Raw genomic sequence first — 22283 nt, forward strand, 5'->3', positions numbered from 1 at the left:
TTGATAAGGATCGCGAATTAAATAACTTACAATTTTAATTGTTATTGTGGGATGGGCGTCCCGCCCGTCCAAAAAGGACGGGCGGGACGCCCATCCCACTTTCAAGAGTGGAAGTTATTTAATTGTCATTCCTTAACAGCTACTTACCCTCGATCGCAAACAGCAAATAGCGAGCTAAATTCAGAAGTTGCCCCCTCAAAAAATACTAAAATGCGCTCGCTCGTACAAATTCATCCCAATTGCTAAGCAGGAGAGAATTTTAATGGAACTTACAAGCAATAACACGATCGCGGAAATCCTAGAAAGACACAAAGCAGAGTTACTAGCAGACTGGCTCAAAGAACTGCAAAATACTGGGCTGCAGCCCGACGACTCGATCTGAGCCAAAGAATTGCGTTGCGAGTGTCAAGAGTTCCTGTAATTGCTCCACATTGCAGTCGGGCACGGTAACTTTAGCGACATCCAGACACCAGAATGGGAAAAGATGCGGGTGCTGCTAGCATCCGTTTCGCGCCAGCCCAAATCGATCGTACTCAACAAACAGTTTGTTTTGCCGGAATTGGCAACATCAGCGGTGTAATGGTGACAGATCGCCAAACCCGCAGCATAGTTTCGTACAATGGCACAGTTGGACATTTGATGCCAAAAGTAGCAGAATTTGTCTATCCTTAGTCGCAGCAGTCCCTACTCATCCTGCACTCCGACGGTTTGGCGGCCCAGTGGAATTTAAACCACTACCCGGGTTTAGGCGCCAGACACCGTGCTTTAATTGCAGCCGTGCTCTACCGGGACTTCAAACGCACTCGCGATGACATGAGAGTTATAGTAGTAAAGGTGAGAGAAGCAGCGTGAGTTACCGAATCCTGACGGCCCAAGTCCGCTTTGAACAAGACATCGTACAAGTACGCCAAAAAGCTCGCCAAATTGCCGCTGGGCTGGGATTCGATTCCCAAGCACAAACCCGCATCGCCACAGCAGTTTCCGAAATTGCCCGCAATGCTTTCAAATATGCAGGTGGGGGCACAGTAGAATTCATTGTGGAAGGGGAATCGCCCCAAATTTTTCGGACTCGGATTTCCGACACCGGGCCGGGCATTGCTGATTTAGCATTTGTGTTAAGCCCCAATTTTCGATCGCAAACCGGTGCGGGACTCGGTTTAACAGCAGCAAAACGGTTGATGCACGAGGTGGAAATCGATTCGGGGCCCGATCGCGGCACGACTGTACAATTAATTAAGCACTTTTCCAAACATATGCCTGTCCTGAGTGCGATCGAACTAAATCAATTAGTTGACAAACTAACGCGCCAAATCCCCGAAGATCCCTACGCCGAAATTCAGCAGCAAAATCAAGAATTACTTCGCACTTTAGAGGAACTCCGCCAGCGTCAAGAAGAACTCGTACAATTAAACCAACAACTAGAAGATACCAATCGCGGAGTCGTGGCACTTTACGCCGAATTGAACGATAAAGCCGAATCTCTCCGGCGAGAAGCCCAACTCAAAACCAGCTTTCTCTCCAATATGAGCCACGAGTTTCGCACTCCGCTAACGGCAATTATGCTGCTTTCGGAAATATTGTTAAATCGCCTCGACGGAGAACTTTCAGCCGAACAGGAAAAGCAAGTAAATTACATACACAAATCCGCTGAGTGTCTCGCAGAACTTGTCAACGATTCGTTAGATTTAGCCAAAGTGGAAGCCGGAAAACTAACTCTTCGCGTGGCTAATTTTGAAGTCGAAGATTTGTTCAGCGCGCTGCGAGGAATGATGCGCCCCCTGCTTCCCCAAAACTCGGCTGTTACTCTGATTTTTGAAGCGCCTCTAGAACTTCCCACCCTCACAACCGACGAGGGAAAAGTTTCTCAGATTTTGCGCAATCTGATTTCTAATGCCCTCAAGTTTACCGAAGCAGGCGAAGTTCGAGTTGCTGCGGAAATAGGAGAGGGGGAAACAGTTACTTTTTCAGTGGCAGATACGGGCATTGGCATTTCCCCACGCGACCAAAGGCGGATTTTTGAAGAATTTGTCCAAATAGAAAATCCATTGCAGAAGGGCGTCAAAGGTACCGGATTGGGATTGTCTCTGTGCAAAAAACTGGCGGCTTTTCTGGGGGGAAGTATTGAAATTACCAGTTCGCCCGGAGTGGGTTCGACTTTTTTTGTCAAACTGCCGATCGTGTATGATCCACATGAAGAAAACTCTTTGGAAATGTCCGCGGCTAAGGGAGATGAACTACCGCTGGGGCTCGCAAATTCTCCCTCGTCAGCGCCGGATTCATCAGCAAAAGTTTTGATGGGGGAGGATGAAGATAGTTTTTCGGTATTTGCTGAAAAACTTCTGCGCACAAATTCATTGTACGGCGATCCAGGCAGCCAAGAAAGTTGAAAAACTGCGCTCGGCTGCTTTTTGAGCAACCGAGCGCAATTTTTCAAGGGCGTTATGATGCCGGATCTGGCCGGATTTGAGGTTTGGAAGAATCGTCATGACTTCCCAACATTGAGAAATTTGGGAATAGGAGGATTTGTCTACCGATACAGTTGTGGTGCTTTCTCAAAGGAATACCTCCCGCCAGCAGGCGATCGCTCAAATTAAATCCGCTCTCATTAAGGCAGCAGTTAATTTATAATAATTTTGAAAAGTAGTGCTACATATATATAGATTGTATGCGAGCATCTGGAGCGGCTGAGGCCAAGCCTAAGTCGTGACGGGTATCTGCGACAATTAATAATTGGTATAAGACAGAGGATTGTAGCAAGACTTTTTAAAATTGGTATTGTTTGATAGCAGCCAATATTTATTTAATTTGCAACAGCATTTAACCTTGGTGCTGTAAAATATAGCAGTTCTCGCTTGCCGACAATATAGTAGGGACTTAGGCAGTGCCTTTTTTCGTGTCCGCGGCTAAAATCCATAATCAATCTCGCTAGTTGAGCGAGTCTCGCTCCCCCCTACCTGAAGAAGGGTGGAACTGGAAGCAGTTTCAAAATCCCCCTTTTTAAGGCGGATGCGAGGGGTATCGAGGCTGCGGTAAAAATGAGAGAGACAGAGGGTTTTAGCCGGATTGTTGACAAGCCTTGGGTGCGGCGCCACGTCTCGATCGAATATCCGCGCTTATTTATTAGTGAAAAATGAGACCTGTTTAAAAGAATAATGCAAATGTAAGCAAGATCCAAAGCCATATAGAGTAAGCTATTCCCGAATCTAAAATCTAAAATCGTATGACTTTCATCTCCCTTGAATATGCCCAGTTTCTGCTAGTTTTATTTGCGGCTTACTGGTTGGTTCCGGTGCCGTGGTGGCGGCTGTTTATCATGCTGGCCGCTAGTCTAATTTTTTACGCTTCGCTGCAAATTTTGTACATTCCTCTGCTGTTAGCCGGTATGCTGTTTAATTACTGCTTGGCGATGGCGATTGGAGAACCTCTGGATTGGCGGATTGCTAATGAATCTTGGAACCGCCGCCGTTTGTGGCTGCTGTGGATAGGAATTTGCTTGAATGTGTTGCTGCTTCTGGGCTTTAAGTATGTGCCTTTTTTATTGAGTTCGATCGGCACTTTGTTAAATTGGCCTTTTGCTCTCGACGGTGCTGACTGGGTGAAAAGTCACGTCATCGCACCCCTGGGATTGAGTTTCTTTTGCTTTGAGTGCATTGCTTATTTGATTGACGTGTACCGAGGCGCACCTGCTGCTACTTCGCTGCTGCACTTTGCTGCTTACAAGTTGTTTTTTGCGAAACTGATTTCCGGCCCGATTACTCGGTATCACAACTTGATCTATCAACTGAAAACCCAGCAATTTCCGACGCCCGATCGCCTTTCTGAGGCACTTTGGACGATCGCCTTCGGTGCAGTAAAAAAAGGTCTTTTCGCAGATAACTTGGGAATTTATGTCGATTTAAGCTTTACCAACTTGCAGCGGGCGGGTAGCGAGGATTTGTGGCTGGCGATTTTTGCTTACGGGCTGCAACTTTATCTCGATTTTAGTGGCTATGTTGACATGGCGCGCGGTACTGCTTTACTGCTGGGTTGGTATTTGCCACCAAATTTTGATTTCCCTTATTTTAGTGCCAGCATAGCCGATTTTTGGCGCAGGTGGCACATGACTTTAGGGGATTGGTTGCGCAATTATTTGTATTTTCCTTTGGGGGGTTCGCGAGTCGGTTTGTGGCGCACTTGTCTGAATTTGTCGCTGGTAATGTTAATTGCGGGAATTTGGCACGGGGCGGCTTGGGGATTTATTGTGTGGGGAGGTTTGCACGGTTTGGCTTTAGCGGTTCACCGGCTGACTGATGTGCTGTTTAAGCGGTTGCGGCTGGAGTTTTTGTGGGAAAATCCGATCGGAATTGCGATCGGTTGGCTGTTGACTCAGGCGATGGTTTTTGGTAGTTGGGTATTTTTCCGCCTTCCCGATTTAAAGGATTCTGGATGGGCGATTTCGCATTTGTGGGGACACACTGCTGACGTGCAGTTTGCAAATAAAGTTTATGTGGAAGCTTTGGGTTTGGAAAGAGTGCATTTAACTTGGATGTTGGCGGCTTTGGCTGCGGCGATGCTGGGGAATTATGCGTTGAGTCGGGGTTTTAAGTTAGAGTTAAATTGGCCGATGAAATTGGTGTTAGTGCCGCTTTGTTTGTATGCGGTTTGGGTGTTGGCTCCCGAAGGCGGTTTGCCTTATATTTATTTTGATTTTTAGGGTATTCTAGCAGAAGGAAGAAGGAAGAAGGAAGAAGAAAGAAGCAATAAAATCTATCGTTTCAGCCATTAAAAACCTCCTAACCGTCTTGGCGGTTGCTATATTTTATTTTCCTTTTATTCCCCGTAAGGTGCGCCGAAGTGATTCCCCACTTTGGTGCGTGGTGCGCACCCTACAACTCACAGTCAACAGTCAACAGTCAACAGTCAACAGTCAACAGTCAACAGTCAACTATCATTTCGAAGAGTGAACCCTACAACTGATAAGAACACCAGTCGCTCCAGCTACCGACATAAAGTTTAGCATCGGGAATCCCAGCAATTTCTAAAGACAGTAAATTAACGCAAGCCGTCACGCCGGAACCGCAATAAACGATGATTTCTTCCGCTTTTTCTAATTCCGTCCACCGGTGTTTTTGTTCCGAGCTCGATCGCACTTTTCCACTTTGATCCGTCACATCTTGCCAAGGATAGTTAACCGCACCCGGAATGTGACCTGCAATGGGGTCTATCGGCTCCCGCAAACCTTCATATCGCTCGCTTTCTCGCGAATCAACCAAAACCGTTCCCGGCAAGTCTTTACGCTCTTTCACTGCCTCAATATCTACCGCCAAATCCTGCTGCAAGCGGGCAACAAAGTTACCCTTGCGGGGTTCTGGCAAAATATTTGTTACCGGATATCCGGCCGCTTTCCAGCCGCTGAAACCGCCGTCTAACAAAGCGACTTTGCTGTGTCCCATATATCGCAACAGCCACCACAAACGAGCCGCAAAAGCCAGCCGCGAATCGTCATAGGCGATGACTAAAGTTTCTGCTGAATTAATTCCGATTCCGCTCAATTTATCAGCTAATTCTTCAATATTTGGCAGCGGATGCCTGCCGCCGTGTTTGCCCACTGAACTCGCGAGGTCGCGGTTTAAATCTAAATAGAAAGCTCCGGGAATGTGACTTTCTTGATATTGTTTTTGTCCCAATTCTGGGTCGGCGAGGGAAAACCGACAGTCAATAATTACAACTTCCGGATTTTCGGTATTGGTGGCTAACCATTCAGGAGAAACGATTAAAGTGTTGTCAGTCATAATTCTTCAAATCTATGTTTTAACATCTATCGGGAAGGAGCTTTTTTCTCGGGTTCTGCTTGGTCGGAAGGAGATTTCTTAGAAGTTCCTTTCTCCGATGATCTTTTTTCAGAATTGGATTTTTTAGGAGTTGCTTTCTCCGAAGTTTCTTTTGGCGAATTGGTTTTTTTAGGAGTTGCTTTCTCCGAAGATGCTTTTTCGGCTGGGGCGGGAGTTGGAGTTGGTCCAGGGGGATTTACTGCTGCTTCTTGAGCGTAAAGCAGATATTTCTGATACTCGATCACTTTGGTCTGAGCTAGTTGATGGTTGGGGCTAGACTGCGGTACTCTTCTCATTAATGATACCGCTTCTTGCCAGCGATCGGTAACTGTCGCCCAATCTTCCTTGGTTTTTGCTGCTCGCCCCAATTCTGCTGCTTTGACTGCGCTGTTAACGGCTTCTCGAAAAGTATCTGGTGCAGTATCCGGTGCAGTTGCTAAATTTGCTGTTTCATCTAGATTTTTCCCCGCTGTTGCTGCTTGCTGGTTCACAATCTTACCGACAAACGCCACTACGGCGATCGCCAACATACCCGTCACCAGCCCAACTACAATAAAAGTCGATCGCAGCCGGTTCTCAAATGCCGCCATTTCCGGCGGTTTTTCCTCCTCAATATTGCTCTCCATCTCTGTGCCATCCTCCATATTAGCAACCGCAGAATTGGGCGCAGATTCTACCCCAAAGCTTTGTGGTTCAAAATTGCTGTTCTCCAAACTAAACTCTTGACTCCAAGCAGCAGCAATCTGACCGCTTTCTCTGCCCTCAACCTTCACTTTGCGAATCGAATCAGGCTGCAAATTCGTCAGCTCAGTGCGGACAAAATCAACTAACGTATCTTCTCTCGGTACCTGCTCGGCCTCAAGAATTATATCCAAACAGTCGCCGTCGAGTTTCGCGGAGGCTGTGATGCCTTCAGATTGCAACTGACCCTCGAGCCAAGATGCGATCGCAGTGGCGAGATTTCCCTGCTTGGCAAGTTCCTGAAAATTAAGCTCTGTCATAGCTGGACACCTGATAATGCAGAAGGAATGAAAAAGTCATAAATAGTTTTTTTAAGTTGAAAACACCCTAACTGAAATTCAATGAATAGTATAATATATAGCGGCAAATCCCAGCCCAAAGATGCAAATTATCACTCTCGCTCCCCCTCGCATCCCTTGGCGAAGGACTTGGATTGCTTGGCTTTAAGCCGAACTCAGGTTTTTAGTGAGGAATGCAAGTCCTCTAGCTGAGCCGCCAAATACTGCTGCACCGGGTTTTTGATACCGGGCGCGCCAGTTCAGATATCGCAAGCATCGCCTCTAAAACCGACATCCGCCTGGAAAAAGTCTCGATCGCGCGGATTCGAGATTTGAGATTAAAAAATTGTGCGATCGCAGTGCCATCGCAGGACAGCGAGTGATATCATCAGTTAGTCAATATTCAAGTTTTTATAGCAAAAAACTCGATCGCACAATGGTAGCAATAGCAATTTTAGCTGCTGGACGCGGCACGCGCATGAAATCTGACTTGCCCAAAGTTCTACACGAATTGGCCGGTCGATCGCTAGTTGAGCGAGTCCTCCAAAGTTGTCAAGAAATTCAAATTTCCCGGCGCATTGTCATCGTCGGTTATCGAGGCGAACTCGTAAAAGAAGCTTTGATGGGCGGTAAAGAAATACGGGACAATCCTCAATCTCCTCCCCTAGAATTTGTCGAACAAACCGAACAATTGGGAACCGGCCACGCCATCCAACAATTGCTGCCTCACTTACAGGGATTCCAAGGAGATTTGCTGGTATTAAATGGAGATGTACCTTTGCTGAGGTCAGAAACTATCAAACAATTGATGGCAATTCACAAACAGCACCAAAACTCTGCTACTTTATTGACAGCTAATTTGCCGAATCCTCAAGGATACGGGCGAGTATTTACCGACAGTCAAAACTTAGTCCAGCAAATTGTCGAAGACCGCGACTGCACACAAGCTCAAAAGCAAAGCCACCGAATTAATGCAGGTGTTTACTGCTTTCACTGGCCGGATCTAGAGAAAATTTTGCCAGAATTGAAGGCAGACAACGACCAAAAAGAATATTACCTAACCGATACGGTAAATTTCCTCTCTCCGGTGATGGCGGTGGATGTCGAAGATTATCAAGAAATATTGGGAATTAACGATCGCAAACATTTAGCCACAGCTTGCGATATTTTGCAAAGGCGGGTAAAGGACAAGTGGATGACGGCGGGAGTGACACTGCTCGATCCCAACAGCATCACCATCGACGATACGGTAGAGTTGCAGCCGGATGTGGTAATTGAACCGCAAACTCACTTGCGGGGAAAAACTTCGATAGCCTCGGGGAGTCGCATCGGCCCCGGCAGTTTGATCGAAAACAGTCAAATTGCAGAAAACGTGACTGTGCTTTATTCGGTGGTTTCTGACAGTACGGTAGCCCAAAATTCGCGGATTGGCCCTTACGCACACTTGCGGGGACACGCAGAAATTGGGGCCAACTGTCGCGTCGGCAATTTTGTAGAAGTGAAAAATACTCAAATAGGCGATCGAAGTAATGCCGCTCACTTGTCTTATTTAGGCGACGCGACTTTGGGAGAAAAAGTTAACATCGGTGCTGGGACAATTACCGCGAATTACGACGGAAAAAACAAGCACAAAACTCAAATAGGCGATCGAACTAAAATCGGTTCTAACAGCGTGCTGGTTGCACCGATAACTTTGGGGGAAGATGTTACTGTAGCGGCGGGTTCTGTAGTGACGGAAGATGTGTCAAATGACTGTTTAGTAATTGCCCGTTCCCGGCAAGCTGTCAAACCAGGTTGGAAGTTAAAAGAACCTAAAAAGTGAACAATCGTTCACTTTTTTGATGATGAGTTTCCACCCGATGGGAAATTGTGTCCTCGATACCAAAGAAACCGGGTTTTTATAACGGGAGCGATGGCGCTCTACGAGAGATTTTTGTAAAAAACCCGGTTTGTGCGTAAGTCGGCAAGCTTGAGAAATCCCATTTCTCGCACTCGGCTATTTTTTGTTATTTTTGCTGGTGCAGATAGTTCTTAATCACTTTAGCGATTTTTTGTTGCTCGTAGCGGTTCATAGTTTTGGGCAGGGATATGCGAGAGCCTCCACAAACTAACAGTCTGACTTCGTACCAAATGTCATTATCCTGATCTTTTGTGCGAGCGACTTCCACGCCATAAATCTCGCACAGAGAGTGTTGAATTAGCTTAGTTCTCAACAAACCCTGCTGTTTAACAGTCAGAGTATCTAAAGTTCTATCAAAGCTATAAATTTCCTTTTTCCCGAAGGATATTACTGCTATCCCTGCTGTCACAAATATGGCTCCTATCCCTGGAAACAAACTGTCGTATTGCTTTAATTCCAGCAATCTGCGATCCGCATTTTTAACAAAAGAATTGATTTCCGAAACAATAGCATCTTTATCCCCCCAGTGGGTATAGTTACCAGCGAAACGAACATAGCCAGCATCAGTCAGAAGTACCACTTTGCTGGTGTAGCCCGCTGTGACAACTTTAGCTCCCTGCAAAGAAGCAAGCTGAATTTCTTGAATCTTCGACCCCAGCAAGCTCGATCGCACCAACTGACAATTCCCTTGTGTTCCTTGCACTCGGTGACAAGAGAGGCTTACCAAATGGTAATCAAACGCAACGCATTTCAGTCCAAATAGCATTAACAAACAGCTAGGCACCCAAAAATCAAATACGCCACGAGTCTGAATTTTTAATTCAGTCGCTGTTTGCTCGATTATTTTCATTTATTTTACCCTTAAATTCAAAAAAGGATATTACCGGCCCCTATCTTTGCTGCGCTCCGTCCAATTGTTAACTTATATATTATTTGAAGTTGTCCTATGGCCTGAGCCTTTTTATTTTGCTAATATATTAGCACTAAAATGTCGCGAGTATACTTGTGGCTGGCTTTGAGATAGCTTTCCGTCCTTTATCGCTGGTGATTGACTTGGGCGATCGCTCGCTTAGATACTAACACATCTCGATAGCTATACCGTTTTTTAGCACCCCAGCAGGACTTAATAAATTCTTGATAATTGAACAATTACAAAAGCCTAGCTTTAGAGATTCTTCACAATTTATAATCCGTAGGAATTTTTAAGAAACGATATTTGGGACGATTGTTAATTGACGTAAATCAACAATCTTTATAACTTCCATCGCCGGCTTTCAGTCGCAATTTGGTAGGTCAATAACCGTACCACCCGTTATAAGTTCAGTTCTAAAGATATAATTTTTCGCGTTGCCAAACATATTTTAACACCCCACTCAGGACAAACATTCCTCCAAATATCCATCCAAACCAACGATCGTCTTGACCTACATTTAACGATTTAATCTCGGTGTTTTTAACAAAAGAATTTATCTGATTGGCAATATGATTTTTGTCTCCCCAACGAGTAGCATTTCCCAGCGGAATTCCGCCTGTTTTTGTTAACACTACAACCTGGCTGCTACCCTTGCTTTTTTGAACAACTTTGCCTCCCTGTAAATCATCCAGAGAGATTTCTTGACTGCTTGAAACCCATAACTTTGATTCTGTAAGTTTGCAATTACCTTGCTTAGTTTCTATTCGCTGGCAAATTAGAGTTGTATTTGGTGAGATGTGAACCAGAAATAATCCCACAATAATGAAAGGCAAGCTAGATAATAAGTCTAGCCAGATGTTAGAAGTTTGAATTTTTAGTTGAGAATATGGTGTACCTTCGAGCTTTTTCATAAGTTTATCCTATTGATAACACAACGGGAATCGCTAATTTACCTGCTGTGTAAATTGTATCATCAGGCACAGACTATTGTCGAGAACATTTTTTTAGTTCGATCGCCCGTCGAGGTAGCTGCGAATCCAATCAGCGATTTTTTGTTGCTCTTTCTGATTTGAGCTACCGCCTAAAGATAGGCGATCGCCCTCATCCATTAGCAAACAAACCTTGTATAACGTATCGTTTTCGCGGTATATTGTTTCTAATTTGACTTCAGCAATTTCGCTGAGCGATCGTTGGGCAAATTCATTAACCCATATCCCTTTTTTCTTAAGAGTTAAGGTACTTGCATCTTTGTCAAAAATGTAAGTTTCACAAATCAAACAACGCAACACACTAGACATTACTCCAAAACCAATCACTAAAAACAAGCTAAGAAAAAGCATTGTCCCCAAAAAAAATAATCGGTTATCTTGTTTTATCACCAATTCTTCCGTCGAGGTTTCTATATATTTATTGAACGAATTTGCATCATCTGCACTTTGATTTTCTAGCAAAATTTCCCCTTCCTTAGTTACCAAAAACACCTTATTCACAGTCATTGGGTTGCCATCACTATCGGTAGTCTGGCTTTTCTCAAGTCTAGCTCCCTGAACTTGCTCGATCGAGGTTAAGTCGCCTTTCTTTAATCCCATAAAAGTTGACCTACTGAGTTCGCAACTTGCGATTTTTGGCTCAATTTTGTTGCAGGAAAGTCTTTCCACTCCAGCAGAAGGGATAATGAAGAACATCATAAACAAAGGTATTCCACAAAATCCCGTTACCCATATGGTATAATAGATCGCACGATAAATTATTTCTCCTATATTATTAAGCTTGAGAAGATATTCGCTTTTTTTGATAATTTTCATTTGAGGTATCAGCTCCCGTGTAATTGATTGAGATTTTCCACAAACCTTAGCAGGATTTAGATTAAGAACTTTAGTCTCTGATTTCTACAGAAAAGCTCTTAACTACAATTCTTAAACAAATTTCTTTTAAGGTCAATTCATAAATTCATTAATTAAGTTCATAAAAGTCATAATTATATTTTGATGGCGGACTCTCCTGCCCAGCCCACAAGAGTTGCATCAAACTTGGCTGTAAAGTTTAGATGTCGGATAATTAGGACTTAAATGGAGTCCAAAAACCGGGTTTGAGCGACGAAAATACTTTATTTCCACCCGCACACGGGCTCCAAAAACCCCGTTTCGAGGAGTCGGAGTGCGTAAATCCCGATCGTCTGAACCTTACTTTCCAAGCATTCCCCAATAAGCCATGCCGTACAATTGGGCTACCTGCATTGCTTCCTCGTCATAGCCTTGACTTTTGAAAATAGCCTCCGCCTTTTTTAGGTAGCCAATTGCTTGTTCTTTATTTTTTGTTTTGTCTTGACTAATCAAAGCTAATGCCAATTTTATGTGAGCCTCAGCATCAGTAGGGTCACTTTTGATTGCGGTTTCCCAGTGGAGAATCTCTTCTTCTACAGTCTTCCATTGAAGTTCTTCGCTAAAAATTTGTTGGCTTTGAAAGCCGCCAAGACCGTAATTTCTGATATCCAAAAAATTCGCAATGATTTCAGCTTTTTTGTGCTTGTTTCCCAAACCACTGGTGAAAGAAGAAGTTAGATGAACACGTCGCTTACCTGATTCCAACACAAGACAGACGCGATACGTATTACTACTGTCACTACTCGTCATCTCTTGTATCTCCACGCCTGAAATATCTTGAATCAGGTGTTTGACAACTTTCGTTTTGCCAAGGAGTGGTTTATGCCGCTTGATAGTCATATGACCGAGCTTTTTATCAAATGTAATGGTGTCAATCTCTACAAATATCACCAAAAGCAAACCAACGACGGCAAATAAATAAACGAAAAAATTGCCTGAAGACCAACCCCCAAACAAACCCATTACTAAAAAACTCCCCCCAACTAATAGGTGTATCCAAAATGCGGACATCTCTTGGAATTCGAGCTTGTCTGATGTCTGTTTCATGATTTTATGTTTAATCCATTTCAAGTGAATGTTCAAGGATAATGGTTTAAGTCTGCGCCGACCGACTTAGACTGATAAAAAACCGTAAATGTTTAAGCTGTGGATTATTTTGTCTTTGCTTGGGCGATCGCCTTTTTGGTATCCTCAACACCCTTGAGGGCCTCAGCATCGGCGGGATTTGCTTGTACAGCTCTGTTAAAATTGATTAAAGCTGTTTGATAGTCTCTCTTCTGGTAGGCTAATTTCCCAAGCTGCATCGATTGATTGAAGTCATATTGTTGACCGCCAACAGTACCAAAATTAGGCTCAGCACCTGGTGTTGCATCGGCAGCAGGAGATTGCTCTTGAATTGGTGATGGAGAAGTGTTGAAATCCGAAGGAAAAGAAGAGGGCGATTGCTCGCTATAGCCCTGCTGTCCATTAACCCCAGACTGAGAGCTTGGCTTGAAATCTTTGGCGTGAAATACATAAGTAGTAAAGCCTCCTAATAGAAACATTAGCAAGCCACCACATTGAACTAAAAATGCTTTCCTGATTTTGAGATTGCTCCAGTATTTTACATGAAAAACCAATCCGGCAAAGGGGATAAAAAAGTAAAGCAATCCCCAAACAGTTTCCTGTTGGAAAGCTAGAACTAATCCCCAGATATAACCAGCAAAACTTAAAACAAAACCCAGGAGGAAAAATAAGCCGATCGCAATTCCAGACATTTTCTATTTCTCCGGTTGATGTATGGTTGTTTGGCAAACTGTAAAGGTACAGAAAAGCTCTTAACTACAATTCTTCAACAAATTTATTTTAAGGTCAATTCAGAAAATTCATTAATTAAGTTCATAAAAGTCATAATTATATTTTGATGGCGGACTCTCCTGCCCAGCCCACAATAGTTGCATCAAACTTGGCTGTAAAGTTTAGATGTCGGATAATTAGGACTTAGATAGAGCCCAGAAACCGGGTTTGAGCGACGAAAATACTTTATTTCCGGCCGCAGCCAAGGTAAAAAACCCGGTTTCGAGGAGTCGGAGTGCGTAAATCCTGATAACCTGAACCTTACTTTCCAAGCATTCCCAAATAAGCCATGCCGTGCAATTGGGCCACCTGCATTGCTTCCTCGTCATAGCCTTGACTTTTGAAAATAGCCTCCGCCTTTTTTAGGTAGCCCATTGCTTGTTCCTTATTTTTTACTTTGTCTTGACTAATCAAAGCTAATGCCAATTTTATGTGAGCATCAGCATCATTAGGGTCACTTTTGATGGCGGTTTCCCAGTGGAGAATCTCTTCTTATACAGTCTTCCATTGAAATTCTTCGCTAAAAGTTTGTTGGCTGGAAAGCCGTCAATACCGTAATTTCTGATATCCAAAAATCTCGCAATGACTTCAGCTTTTTTGTGCTTATCTCCCAAACCATTGGTGAAAGAAGAAGTTAGAGGAACACGTCGCTTGCCTGATTCCAGCAGAAGACAGACACGATAATTAATAGTCTTACTCGGAGTAATGTCATTATCCGAAATACTGTTACTACTCTCTCTCTGCTGTATCTCCACGCCTGAAATATCTTGGATCAGGTGTTTGACAACTTTCGTTTTGCCAAGGAGTGGTTTATGCCGCTTGATAGTCAGATGAACGAGATTTTTATCAAATGTAATGGTGTCAATCTCTACAAATATCACCAAAAGCAAACCAACGACGGCAAATAAATAAAGGAAAAAATTACCTGAAGACAAACCCCCAAACAAACCCATTACTAAAAAGCTTCCCCCAACTAATAGGTTTATCCAAAATGCGGACATCTCTTGGAATTCGAGCTTGTCTGATGTCTGTTTCATGATTTTATGTTTAATCCATTTCAAGTGAATGTTCAAGGATAATGGTTTAAGTCTGGGCAGGCAGACTTAGACTGATCGAGAACCGTAAATTTTTAAGCTGTGGATTATTGGGTCTTTGCTTGGGCGATCGCACTTTTGATATTTTCAACAGCCTTGACAGCATAAGCATCGCCAGGACGCACCTGCAAAGCTCTGTTAAAATTGATTAAAGCCATTTGATAGTCTCTCTTTTCGTAGTAGATATGGCCGAGTTTCATCGATTTTGTGAAATCATCTTTTTGAGCAGCTACTGAAGAACGTTGAGAAGATGCCTTATAAATTGGAGATGATGCTTGAGTTGATGAGGAAACCTTAAAGTCTGTGGTAGTAAAAAAAGATGGGGATTCTTCCCTGGCATTTTGATAAAAATCGGTATTCGATCTAAAGTTACTGGACTTTTGAGGGGTTGATTGTTGAGACATAGAAGCTATTAGCGTACCTAAGGCGATGAGTGGCAAGCTAGCAAGCTGCATTAGCAAAGTTTTTCTAATTTTTGTATTTTGCCATTTTTTAATGTAGAAAACATAGGCAGCAAAGGGAACAAAAAAGTAAAGCAAGCCCCAAACAACATCCTCTCGGAAAGCCTGAGTTAGCCCCCAAATAGCACCAACAAACAATAGGATAATGCCACCAAAAGATAATATCGATCCGATTATTGCAGTCATGGTAAATTTCTCCAGGTTGCGTGAAGTTAGTAAGAAAATAGTTAACAAAAAGAGATCGAGTTATTTGCCAACCCAAAGTTTTAGTTCTTTTTGCTGTATTAAAAATAGATTAGCGGTGAAAGCAGTTCGATCGCGCACAGCGAATGTTAGGATTTTGGTTAGGAATTAGACTAGGAACTCGATCGCGACTGCCGCAAATGATACCCTCTACCCCCGAGCCGCCAGAAGAACCATTTGCACGGGCCAGCAACGCCTGGGACATCGAAAAGCTTTACACCGACTTGTCAAAGGCCAAAAAACAATTCGCCCCCCACACCAGAAGAGGGCTGACACCCGTCCAAAAGCGGCACTTGTGTGGCTTGCTTTGCGGTTACAGCCCCGCCGAAATAGCGGTTTTTCTCAACAAACAAATCAAAGGTGTAGAAGTTGATTTGTCAAAAACTTTGTACCGATACATAGAATTATTGACAAACCGGCCCAGAAACGCCCTCAGCAACTGGAGAGACGCGATCGACTGGCTGGAACTAGCTGGGTATAAAAAGCAGCCAAAAACCTCAACCGGCGCCATCTTAAAAGCCACTCTCCACCATTCAGACAGGATTTTATCTGCGGCTATCAGTCCCAACGGACAATTCCTGGCAACGGGATCTGAGGACTGTACAGTGAAAACTTGGAGTTTGCACAGCGGTCAACTGCTGCAGACGATTTTCGGACATTCAACAGCCGTATTGCTAGTTGCTTTCAGCCCCGCCAGCAAAACGCTGCTGACGCGATCGCGCGCGGGTACAGTCAAACTCTGGAACCTGCAAAACGGCCAACTGCTGAAGCGTTTGGCAGAGGTACACCGCCACGAATCCGTCGCCGTCAGCCCCGACTGGCAAATTTTGGCGATCGGCACCACCCATGGCACTGTCAAGCTTCAGCACCTCAACAGCGGCCAACTGCTGCAAGTTTTGGAAGGCTATCAAGGGGATGACATAAGTGCGATCGCCCTGAGTCCCAACGGCAAAATGCTAGTAGCCAGCGGACTCAACGCAGCCAGCGGTTTCTGTCGCGCCACAGTCACTTTGTGGGAACTGCCGGGGGGAGAAGTGAGGGGAACATTTGGCCGCGAAAATTATGTGGCAATTACTCCTGATAGCAAAATTCTGGTCACTCACGGCAACAAAACGATCGCACTGTGGAATTTGCAAACAGGGGAATTATTGCATTCCCTGCAAACAGGAATTCGCATCACTTCCCCTGCCGCAATTAGCCCCGACGGGAAATACTTTGCACTGGGCTGTTTTGACGGTACTGTTAGACTTTGGAATCTTCGCGGCGAATTGCTGCACACTTTAGATGCACATTCTAGCCCGGTTTCTGCGGTGGCGATCGGGCTTTTGGGCGAAACTCTTGTCAGCGGCGCGGAGAATGGTACTGTTAAAATTTGGCAACTGCAGATTTAAGATTAGAGAAATTAGGGGCGATGAAGCAGAAACCGGGTTTTTTTACTCCTAGGACTTACGCATGGGGCCCAGAAACCAGGTTTTTTACGAAAAGACACGTTGAAACCCGCAGATTAGATGAAAAACCCAGTTTTTTTTAACAGGGCAACTCTGGACACCGCACCTTGCCGTTTCCCTACGCCAAAATCATCAATCTTCCTCGCTTTTTATGTAAGCATTGCTAGAGTAATTCTAGGGAAACGACCAAAGGTGCTGCGTCTTCGATAGATTCTCCCAAATTATTTGGTACGACAGACATATTTTTTTCCCTGGTGTTTGCTGATTTGACACCCGCGCATGGTTGATTGGAAATAAGCTAGAGACATCACCAAAATCATTGCGTTTAATCCCTCTCCTCTTAATCCAGTGCTTTCTAAGGTATCACCCCCACTTTTACAGTCTCGGAACATTTCTTCAATGCCCATTATTTTTTTATAAGCTTCAATAGACTCCGTTAAACTTCCCAAATTAGTCAAGATATACCAAGGCTCTTTTGGGGTGTGACAACAGTAGCTTCTTTTCCATTTCGCTGCCAAAGCAAATGCTCAGACCTGCACAGTTTTGCGGATTCTCTTCCCTTGATAATATAGCGGTTCTCGGAAAGATGAGGTATTCACCAATTAATTAACAATTCCCCAATCCCCCAATCTAAAATCTAAAATCTAAAATCTAAAATTTCAACTTGTACTTCATCTATCTGAGAAAGGCTATATAAGACCACTCCCGGTTTAATTGCTAACTCATCCAATCGCTGCAAAATTTGATTTTCGACTTCTAGACAACTCGCTTTTTTCAACCTTAAACAAAATCTGACATTACGCAGCCTGGAGCCAGGAGACTAAATCTAGGGAACAAAACTCGCGGTCTCCTAAAACCACTATTTGATACTCTTTTAACCTTTCTAAAATTGGAGAAATTACACTTACTTGTTTTTCCTGGCTACAATTGGCTAAGTGCGGGAGTAATCTCCATGCTAATGGAATTGCTCTTCTTGACCACATCACGCTCACCATCAGCAAGTTTATATTTTTCCACTGGCTGCGGTCAATCGCTGGGTATAACTTCTGTTTCGGCTTTTTTGGCACCGACAACTCTCGCCAATAACTGATAATGGGCTATAATAAGCTACTAATCGTTAAGCGGGGTAAATCTAAGAATCTTTGTATCTTTCTGCGTCTGACTTCACAAGTTATCCCGATGGGAAACACTCTCGCTATGGTTTCTAGTCTGACTTCTTTTTCTGCTTGAATGATGTTGAGCCAGAAGCAGCAACATCAGGAACTGGGCGCGGTTCAGTTGCTTCTCTAGACGCTGGTGATAGAATTGCAGTAACATTTTTTTGATTTTTGGGTTTGCTTGTCACTATAGCCGACCCATATTTTTTAGCCTCGACAAGCTCTCATCCTTTCTCTTTAACGGTTTCAGCTTCCTTGTTACTCCCCAGCTTAATTGTAGAGTCGCGGACGCAAAAAAAAACCGGTTTCTCACAAAAATCGTGGATATTTCCAGTCATATATTGACACAGAAACCGGATTTTTGACCGCGTGCGTCAGGACAGTTATAGATGCACGCTGTCTGACTCTATCTGTTTGTATCATCTACAAACGCTGAAACAAATCCATCCGATAGCGTTTGTGATGGCGTGCTAAATCTAGCATGAAAAACTTTTTGCGTGGGTCGCCAAGATGTTTCAAAGATGATGCAGAATTTTCGACAAAAGTATTGTGAACTGTCTCGCCATCGTGGATAAAATAATCGCCCGCTGTAAAGCGATAATGAACCATCAACAAATATCCGCCCGGAAGCAAACAGTCAATAATTTTTTGTTTGGTTTCCAAAAGGTCTGGCATAGTCAAAAAAAAGCCGACTTCTGAAAATAAAATCAAATCGAACTTTTCAGTCGGGAACTGTTGGGGAATCTGCATCTGCTCGAACCGCACCTGCGGGAGATGGCTGCAGCGTTTCCGCGCTTCGACCAATCCCGGTTCCGAATAGTCTACAGACAGTAGTCTCTCACATTTGGGAGCTAGTTTCTCTGTCAGTACACCGATGGCGCAGGCGATTTCAAAAGCATTTTTGAATTTGACTTTTGGCAAAGCTCTGATAGTTGCTCGGAATTTACTGATTTCGTTATAATTGGTGGTGTATCCCCAAGGATCAGGATTCTCGCGGAAGGTTTCATCAAAGATACTGGCCGGTGTCGATCGCTGTTCTGAAGGTTTCATCGTCAACCTCTGCAAGTTAAATGTTATTTAAATAAATATACTACAAAGCAAACACATCCTGGACTCTCTTGTCAAGTTACGCTCTCGGAGATTTTTCACACTGGGACGGCGGTGCTACAGTGAACGGTACTGGTCTGTTATTGTGACTAGCTTAGTAACTTTGGTTAATTCGCATCCCACCCTATAAACTGTCCCTACTGCGACCACCATGCTATGAAATACGGCATACTCGCTGCCAAAGAGGGAGACATAATCCAGACATACCGTAAATTTTGGCGGGAGGGGTTGTCCGCAGCAATGAAGATAAAAGGCTTTCTTGGTCGTAAGCGTGTTAAGTGGGTTAACCCGGAGCATCCTTACACTGCCCCACGCCCAAAAACAGAAGTAGGCGCTAATCATAATCAGGCACTTAATAGTTCCATAAGGCGACTCTGTAGCGCTTACAGATGATGTACAAATACTTACGCCCTGAAGGTGGAAGGATTACAGCGAGCGATGTACAGCAGCTAGTACACAATTGGGTTCGACCTCACAGCAGCCTGGGTAAAGGGATAACTCCTGCTATGGCTAAGCGGGTTATATAGCGGTTCTCGGAAAGATGAGGTATTCACCAATTAATTAACAATTCCCCAATCCCCCAATCTAAAATCTAAAATCTAAAATCTAAAATCTAAAATCTAAACTTGTACCTCATTTATCTGAGAAAGGCTATATCATAGACAAATCCAAATGGAAGAATTATTGAGTTGGCGCCCTCACCCAGATTCCACCACGGAATAGCATACCAGTGCCGGGAAACGGTCAGGCGCCGTGTCCTGACTGTGGGTAATATCGATTCCGGTTGCACTCCTTATGCTTGTTGACTGTTGACGGGCGGGTCAAAAAACTGAAAATTGCGCGAATTATTTGTTGCGAGCTTGATGCGACTTTACGCCCGACTTTTGAAGCAAGGATTTGATATATCAATTCTGATGCCACCGGATTTGATATAAAACTAACGCCGATCGAGATACCCGAGTTGTTCAAAAAGTCGGGTATCTCGATCGCAGACTGACAATTTAGAGCTTCTTTTTAAGCAATAAAAATCAACGTTCCCTTGCTCATTTCCAAGGTATCGCCCATTTGCATACCGTTGTGAAAAGCACCCAAAATCACCTCGCTAGTTTTGCCGAAAGCGATCGCCCCGCTAGCATCAATTCCAATTGCGCCAAAATCCCGTTGACGTTCGTCAGCTTCAGCAAAAGAACGCTCAAAAGCAGCTTTCAAACTCAAACCGTCCGTTACCCGAATCACAATTCGCGCGGCCAAACACTCGTCCATAATGTGCTCGCCAATCCCCGTACAGCTTACCGCGGCACTTCCAGCGGCGTAATTTCCCGCCGGCATCGCCGAGTCGCTAACCCGCCCGATGCGCTCAAAACCCTTGCCGCCAGTCGAAGTCCCAGCAGCCAAGCGTCCATGATTATCCAAAGCTACGACTCCGATCGTACCCATACCCGCCGGTTCGGCCACCACGTCAGCCATTGCTTTGCTAAAATTGCCTTGGCGTTCCTGCATCCACTCGTGCAAACGCAAATCCGTCATCGGATCGTAAATCGGCAATTGAAGTTCTCGCAGCAATTCCGCCGAACCAAAATCAGAAAGAACCCGATCGTCCGAAGTCTGCAAAAATTTAGCAAGTTCGATCGGATGTTGAACGCGAGAAACATTAATCGCCCCGCTGAAACGCTGCATCAAACCGTCCATCAGCGAAGCACTCATCCGAATTTGACCGTCCGACTGCACCACAGAACCAGTACCGGCATTGAATCGCGGGTCATCTTCCAGCAATTGGCAGCCCCGCACCACTGCATCTACGGCACTTGCACCGTTTTTCAGCAGCGGATAAACTTCCTCCAAAACATCGTAAAGCGATTTCCGCACCGCCTCAATTCCGCCTTTACTGTGTAGAGAACTGCCGGCACCGCCGTGAATAACGAGCTTTGGTTGCACTTGTTGCGATGCCATAATTTATAACCTAATAAAGTAAGTAAAATTTTTCCTTTGCAATCTTAGCCTCGATCGAGTAACTTCCCCTACATTCTTAATCTTGAGCCGCGGAACGGCGGCGACGACAGCGTTCGGAGCAGTATTTGACCTCATCCCAGCAGTCGGCCCATTTTTTGCGCCAAGTAAAAGGTCGATCGCACACCGGGCACATTTTTGTCGGTAAATCAGATTTCGATCGCTGCTTGGCCATGCTAATTTGGACATTATATTACTGATTAAATTTTAATCAAAACAAACAAAACAACCAATTTCTGCCTAACACCTCCCCAAATAAAAATGCTCTCAACGGCCGGCGCCAACATCCGAATAGTCTTAGTAGAACCCGCAGGCCCATTGAATGTCGGTTCTGTGGCCCGCGTCATGAAAAATATGGGTTTGCACCAATTAGTTTTGGTCAATCCCCACTGCGATTATTTAGGGGAAGAAGCCCGACTGATGGCAGTTCGCGCCGCCGACATATTGGAAACTGCCAAAGTAGTCGAGAGTTTGCCGGCTGCTTTGGTGGGGTGTGTCAGAGCGATCGCGACTACAGGGGACGATGGTCGATCGTTGCCAACAAAACTAGAAGATCCCGCAGACGCCTTGCCTTGGCTCCTAGAAGCCCCCAGCGCCCTAATTTTCGGCCGAGAAGACTGCGGCTTGACCAATGCCGAATTAAACCGCGCTCAGCGCCTGATCCGCATTCCCAGCAGCGATGCCTACACTTCCCTAAATCTCGCCCAAGCAGTCGCTATCTGCTGCTACGAACTGTATCGGGAAGAAGGAAGAAGGAAGAAGGAAGAAGGAAGAAGGAAGACGGAAGAAGGAAGAGCGAAAAGGGAAGAAGGAAGAGGGAAGACGGAAGAAGGAAGAGCGAAAAGGGAAGAAGGAAGAGGGAAGCTGGAACCAGAAGAAGCCTCGTTCCCAGGCTCAGCCTGGGAACGCATATCCAGAGGCTCTGCCTCTTCAATAACCGATGCAACAGATAATTTATCAACTTATTACCAAGAACAACTTGCAACCAGCCAGACAGAAAATCCCTCACCTCCCCTCACCAGTGCACCCTTGGAAAATGTAGAGGGATATTACCAGCAACTAGAAACGCTGCTACTGAAAATAGGATATTTGCAGCCGCACACAGCAGCCAGTCGGATGGAAAAATTTCGGCGTTTGTACAACAGGGCATATCCGACAATTGAGGAAGTTGCCATGCTGCGGGGCGTCCTCCGCCAAACAGAATGGGCAATAAAAACTTACGGGCGATCGCCAGTTTCTGATACTCTGGATGGGGCGTTGCCAGAAAATCCAACGGATAGCTAGGAGAAATGCTGATAATTGGGAATGTGAGATTGAGGATTTTTTTTGCAGAGAAAAGTCCTGCACCCAATTGTCACCTTCCTAAGCGGGTTTCTTGACTAAAAACCTAAGCTTTGCGATAATT

19 protein-coding genes are annotated in these 22283 nt (G+C 44.6%); 6 read left to right on the top strand and 13 right to left on the bottom strand.

From position 1 onward, the window contains the following. Positions 1-474 precede the first annotated feature (474 nt). The 3 genes from QUB56_RS28440 to QUB56_RS28450 all read left to right on the top strand — a co-directional run bounded on the left by QUB56_RS28440 (position 475) and on the right by QUB56_RS28450 (position 4693). Positions 475-672, top strand: coding sequence for a hypothetical protein (locus QUB56_RS28440; RefSeq protein WP_332959658.1), 198 nt, complete (start codon positions 475-477; stop codon positions 670-672). Between the two features lie 176 nt (positions 673-848). Then, positions 849-2387 (top strand): ATP-binding protein, encoded by a 1539-nt coding sequence (locus tag QUB56_RS28445; RefSeq protein WP_332959659.1) that lies wholly within the window; start codon positions 849-851, stop codon positions 2385-2387. Between the two features lie 833 nt (positions 2388-3220). After that, complete coding sequence (locus tag QUB56_RS28450) at positions 3221-4693, top strand: MBOAT family protein (protein ID WP_332959660.1); 1473 nt, start codon at positions 3221-3223, stop codon at positions 4691-4693. A 253-nt stretch (positions 4694-4946) separates the two neighbouring features. Here the strand turns inward: QUB56_RS28450 and QUB56_RS28455 are convergent, their stop codons facing one another. Both QUB56_RS28455 and QUB56_RS28460 read right to left on the bottom strand, forming a co-directional pair. Next, positions 4947-5771, bottom strand: coding sequence for a sulfurtransferase (locus QUB56_RS28455; RefSeq protein WP_332959661.1), 825 nt, complete (start codon positions 5769-5771; stop codon positions 4947-4949). 26 nt (positions 5772-5797) lie between these two features. After that, the gene (locus QUB56_RS28460) at positions 5798-6811 is read right to left on the bottom strand and encodes a hypothetical protein (protein ID WP_332959662.1); all 1014 of its coding nucleotides are present in this window, start codon (positions 6809-6811) and stop codon (positions 5798-5800) included. A gap of 454 nt (positions 6812-7265) precedes the next feature. On the opposite strand from QUB56_RS28460, the gene glmU reads away from it, so the two are divergent. Continuing rightward, a complete protein-coding gene (gene glmU, locus QUB56_RS28465; protein ID WP_332959688.1) occupies positions 7266-8651 on the top strand; it encodes a bifunctional UDP-N-acetylglucosamine diphosphorylase/glucosamine-1-phosphate N-acetyltransferase GlmU in 1386 nt (461 codons plus the stop codon). 184 nt (positions 8652-8835) lie between these two features. On the opposite strand, the gene QUB56_RS28470 is transcribed toward glmU, so the two are convergent. The 7 genes from QUB56_RS28470 to QUB56_RS28500 form a co-directional block, all read right to left on the bottom strand. Beyond that, a complete protein-coding gene (locus tag QUB56_RS28470; RefSeq protein ID WP_332959663.1) occupies positions 8836-9579 on the bottom strand; it encodes a hypothetical protein in 744 nt (247 codons plus the stop codon). 476 nt (positions 9580-10055) lie between these two features. Further along, on the bottom strand, positions 10056-10553 hold the full coding sequence (locus tag QUB56_RS28475) for a hypothetical protein (protein ID WP_332959664.1): 498 nt from the start codon (positions 10551-10553) through the stop codon (positions 10056-10058). Between the two features lie 93 nt (positions 10554-10646). Then, positions 10647-11447, bottom strand: coding sequence for a hypothetical protein (locus QUB56_RS28480; protein ID WP_332959665.1), 801 nt, complete (start codon positions 11445-11447; stop codon positions 10647-10649). A 378-nt stretch (positions 11448-11825) separates the two neighbouring features. Beyond that, entirely contained in the window at positions 11826-12572 is a 747-nt protein-coding gene (locus tag QUB56_RS28485) for a hypothetical protein (protein WP_332959666.1), read from the bottom strand. Positions 12573-12676: 104 nt separating this feature from the next. Continuing rightward, positions 12677-13282, bottom strand: a complete 606-nt coding sequence (locus QUB56_RS28490) for a hypothetical protein (protein ID WP_332959667.1) — start codon at positions 13280-13282, stop codon at positions 12677-12679. Between the two features lie 507 nt (positions 13283-13789). Then, entirely contained in the window at positions 13790-14398 is a 609-nt protein-coding gene (locus tag QUB56_RS28495) for a hypothetical protein (RefSeq protein WP_332959668.1), read from the bottom strand. Between the two features lie 104 nt (positions 14399-14502). Further along, entirely contained in the window at positions 14503-15102 is a 600-nt protein-coding gene (locus QUB56_RS28500; protein WP_332959669.1) for a tetratricopeptide repeat protein, read from the bottom strand. A gap of 143 nt (positions 15103-15245) precedes the next feature. Between QUB56_RS28500 and QUB56_RS28505 the strand changes: the two genes are divergently transcribed. Further along, entirely contained in the window at positions 15246-16550 is a 1305-nt protein-coding gene (locus tag QUB56_RS28505) for a WD40 repeat domain-containing protein (RefSeq protein ID WP_332959670.1), read from the top strand. Between the two features lie 278 nt (positions 16551-16828). On the opposite strand, the gene QUB56_RS28510 is transcribed toward QUB56_RS28505, so the two are convergent. The 4 genes from QUB56_RS28510 to QUB56_RS28530 form a co-directional block, all read right to left on the bottom strand. Continuing rightward, positions 16829-17065, bottom strand: a complete 237-nt coding sequence (locus QUB56_RS28510; protein WP_332959671.1) for a hypothetical protein — start codon at positions 17063-17065, stop codon at positions 16829-16831. A gap of 1122 nt (positions 17066-18187) precedes the next feature. Beyond that, positions 18188-18814, bottom strand: coding sequence for an SAM-dependent methyltransferase (locus QUB56_RS28515; RefSeq protein WP_332959672.1), 627 nt, complete (start codon positions 18812-18814; stop codon positions 18188-18190). Positions 18815-19885: 1071 nt separating this feature from the next. After that, positions 19886-20821 (bottom strand): isoaspartyl peptidase/L-asparaginase, encoded by a 936-nt coding sequence (locus tag QUB56_RS28525; protein ID WP_332959673.1) that lies wholly within the window; start codon positions 20819-20821, stop codon positions 19886-19888. 76 nt (positions 20822-20897) lie between these two features. Next, positions 20898-21053, bottom strand: coding sequence for a DUF2256 domain-containing protein (locus QUB56_RS28530; protein WP_332959674.1), 156 nt, complete (start codon positions 21051-21053; stop codon positions 20898-20900). A gap of 86 nt (positions 21054-21139) precedes the next feature. On the opposite strand from QUB56_RS28530, the gene QUB56_RS28535 reads away from it, so the two are divergent. Further along, positions 21140-22162 (top strand): TrmJ/YjtD family RNA methyltransferase, encoded by a 1023-nt coding sequence (locus tag QUB56_RS28535; RefSeq protein ID WP_332959675.1) that lies wholly within the window; start codon positions 21140-21142, stop codon positions 22160-22162. The last annotated feature ends 121 nt before the right edge of the window (positions 22163-22283 follow it).

This window comes from Microcoleus sp. AR_TQ3_B6 (assembly GCF_036702785.1).
GTDB lineage: Bacteria > Cyanobacteriota > Cyanobacteriia > Cyanobacteriales > Microcoleaceae > Microcoleus.

Coding starts and splice junctions, on each gene's coding strand:
- QUB56_RS28440 (WP_332959658.1), top strand. CDS start 475: ATGGGAAAAGATGCGGGTGCTGCTAGCATCCGTTTCGCGCCAGCCCAA.
- QUB56_RS28450 (WP_332959660.1), top strand. CDS start 3,221: ATGACTTTCATCTCCCTTGAATATGCCCAGTTTCTGCTAGTTTTATTT.
- QUB56_RS28455 (WP_332959661.1), bottom strand. CDS start 5,771: ATGACTGACAACACTTTAATCGTTTCTCCTGAATGGTTAGCCACCAAT.
- QUB56_RS28460 (WP_332959662.1), bottom strand. CDS start 6,811: ATGACAGAGCTTAATTTTCAGGAACTTGCCAAGCAGGGAAATCTCGCC.
- glmU (WP_332959688.1), top strand. CDS start 7,266: ATGGTAGCAATAGCAATTTTAGCTGCTGGACGCGGCACGCGCATGAAA.
- QUB56_RS28470 (WP_332959663.1), bottom strand. CDS start 9,579: ATGAAAATAATCGAGCAAACAGCGACTGAATTAAAAATTCAGACTCGT.
- QUB56_RS28475 (WP_332959664.1), bottom strand. CDS start 10,553: ATGAAAAAGCTCGAAGGTACACCATATTCTCAACTAAAAATTCAAACT.
- QUB56_RS28480 (WP_332959665.1), bottom strand. CDS start 11,447: ATGAAAATTATCAAAAAAAGCGAATATCTTCTCAAGCTTAATAATATA.
- QUB56_RS28485 (WP_332959666.1), bottom strand. CDS start 12,572: ATGAAACAGACATCAGACAAGCTCGAATTCCAAGAGATGTCCGCATTT.
- QUB56_RS28490 (WP_332959667.1), bottom strand. CDS start 13,282: ATGTCTGGAATTGCGATCGGCTTATTTTTCCTCCTGGGTTTTGTTTTA.
- QUB56_RS28495 (WP_332959668.1), bottom strand. CDS start 14,398: ATGAAACAGACATCAGACAAGCTCGAATTCCAAGAGATGTCCGCATTT.
- QUB56_RS28500 (WP_332959669.1), bottom strand. CDS start 15,102: ATGACTGCAATAATCGGATCGATATTATCTTTTGGTGGCATTATCCTA.
- QUB56_RS28505 (WP_332959670.1), top strand. CDS start 15,246: ATGTTAGGATTTTGGTTAGGAATTAGACTAGGAACTCGATCGCGACTG.
- QUB56_RS28515 (WP_332959672.1), bottom strand. CDS start 18,814: ATGAAACCTTCAGAACAGCGATCGACACCGGCCAGTATCTTTGATGAA.
- QUB56_RS28525 (WP_332959673.1), bottom strand. CDS start 20,821: ATGGCATCGCAACAAGTGCAACCAAAGCTCGTTATTCACGGCGGTGCC.
- QUB56_RS28530 (WP_332959674.1), bottom strand. CDS start 21,053: ATGGCCAAGCAGCGATCGAAATCTGATTTACCGACAAAAATGTGCCCG.
- QUB56_RS28535 (WP_332959675.1), top strand. CDS start 21,140: ATGCTCTCAACGGCCGGCGCCAACATCCGAATAGTCTTAGTAGAACCC.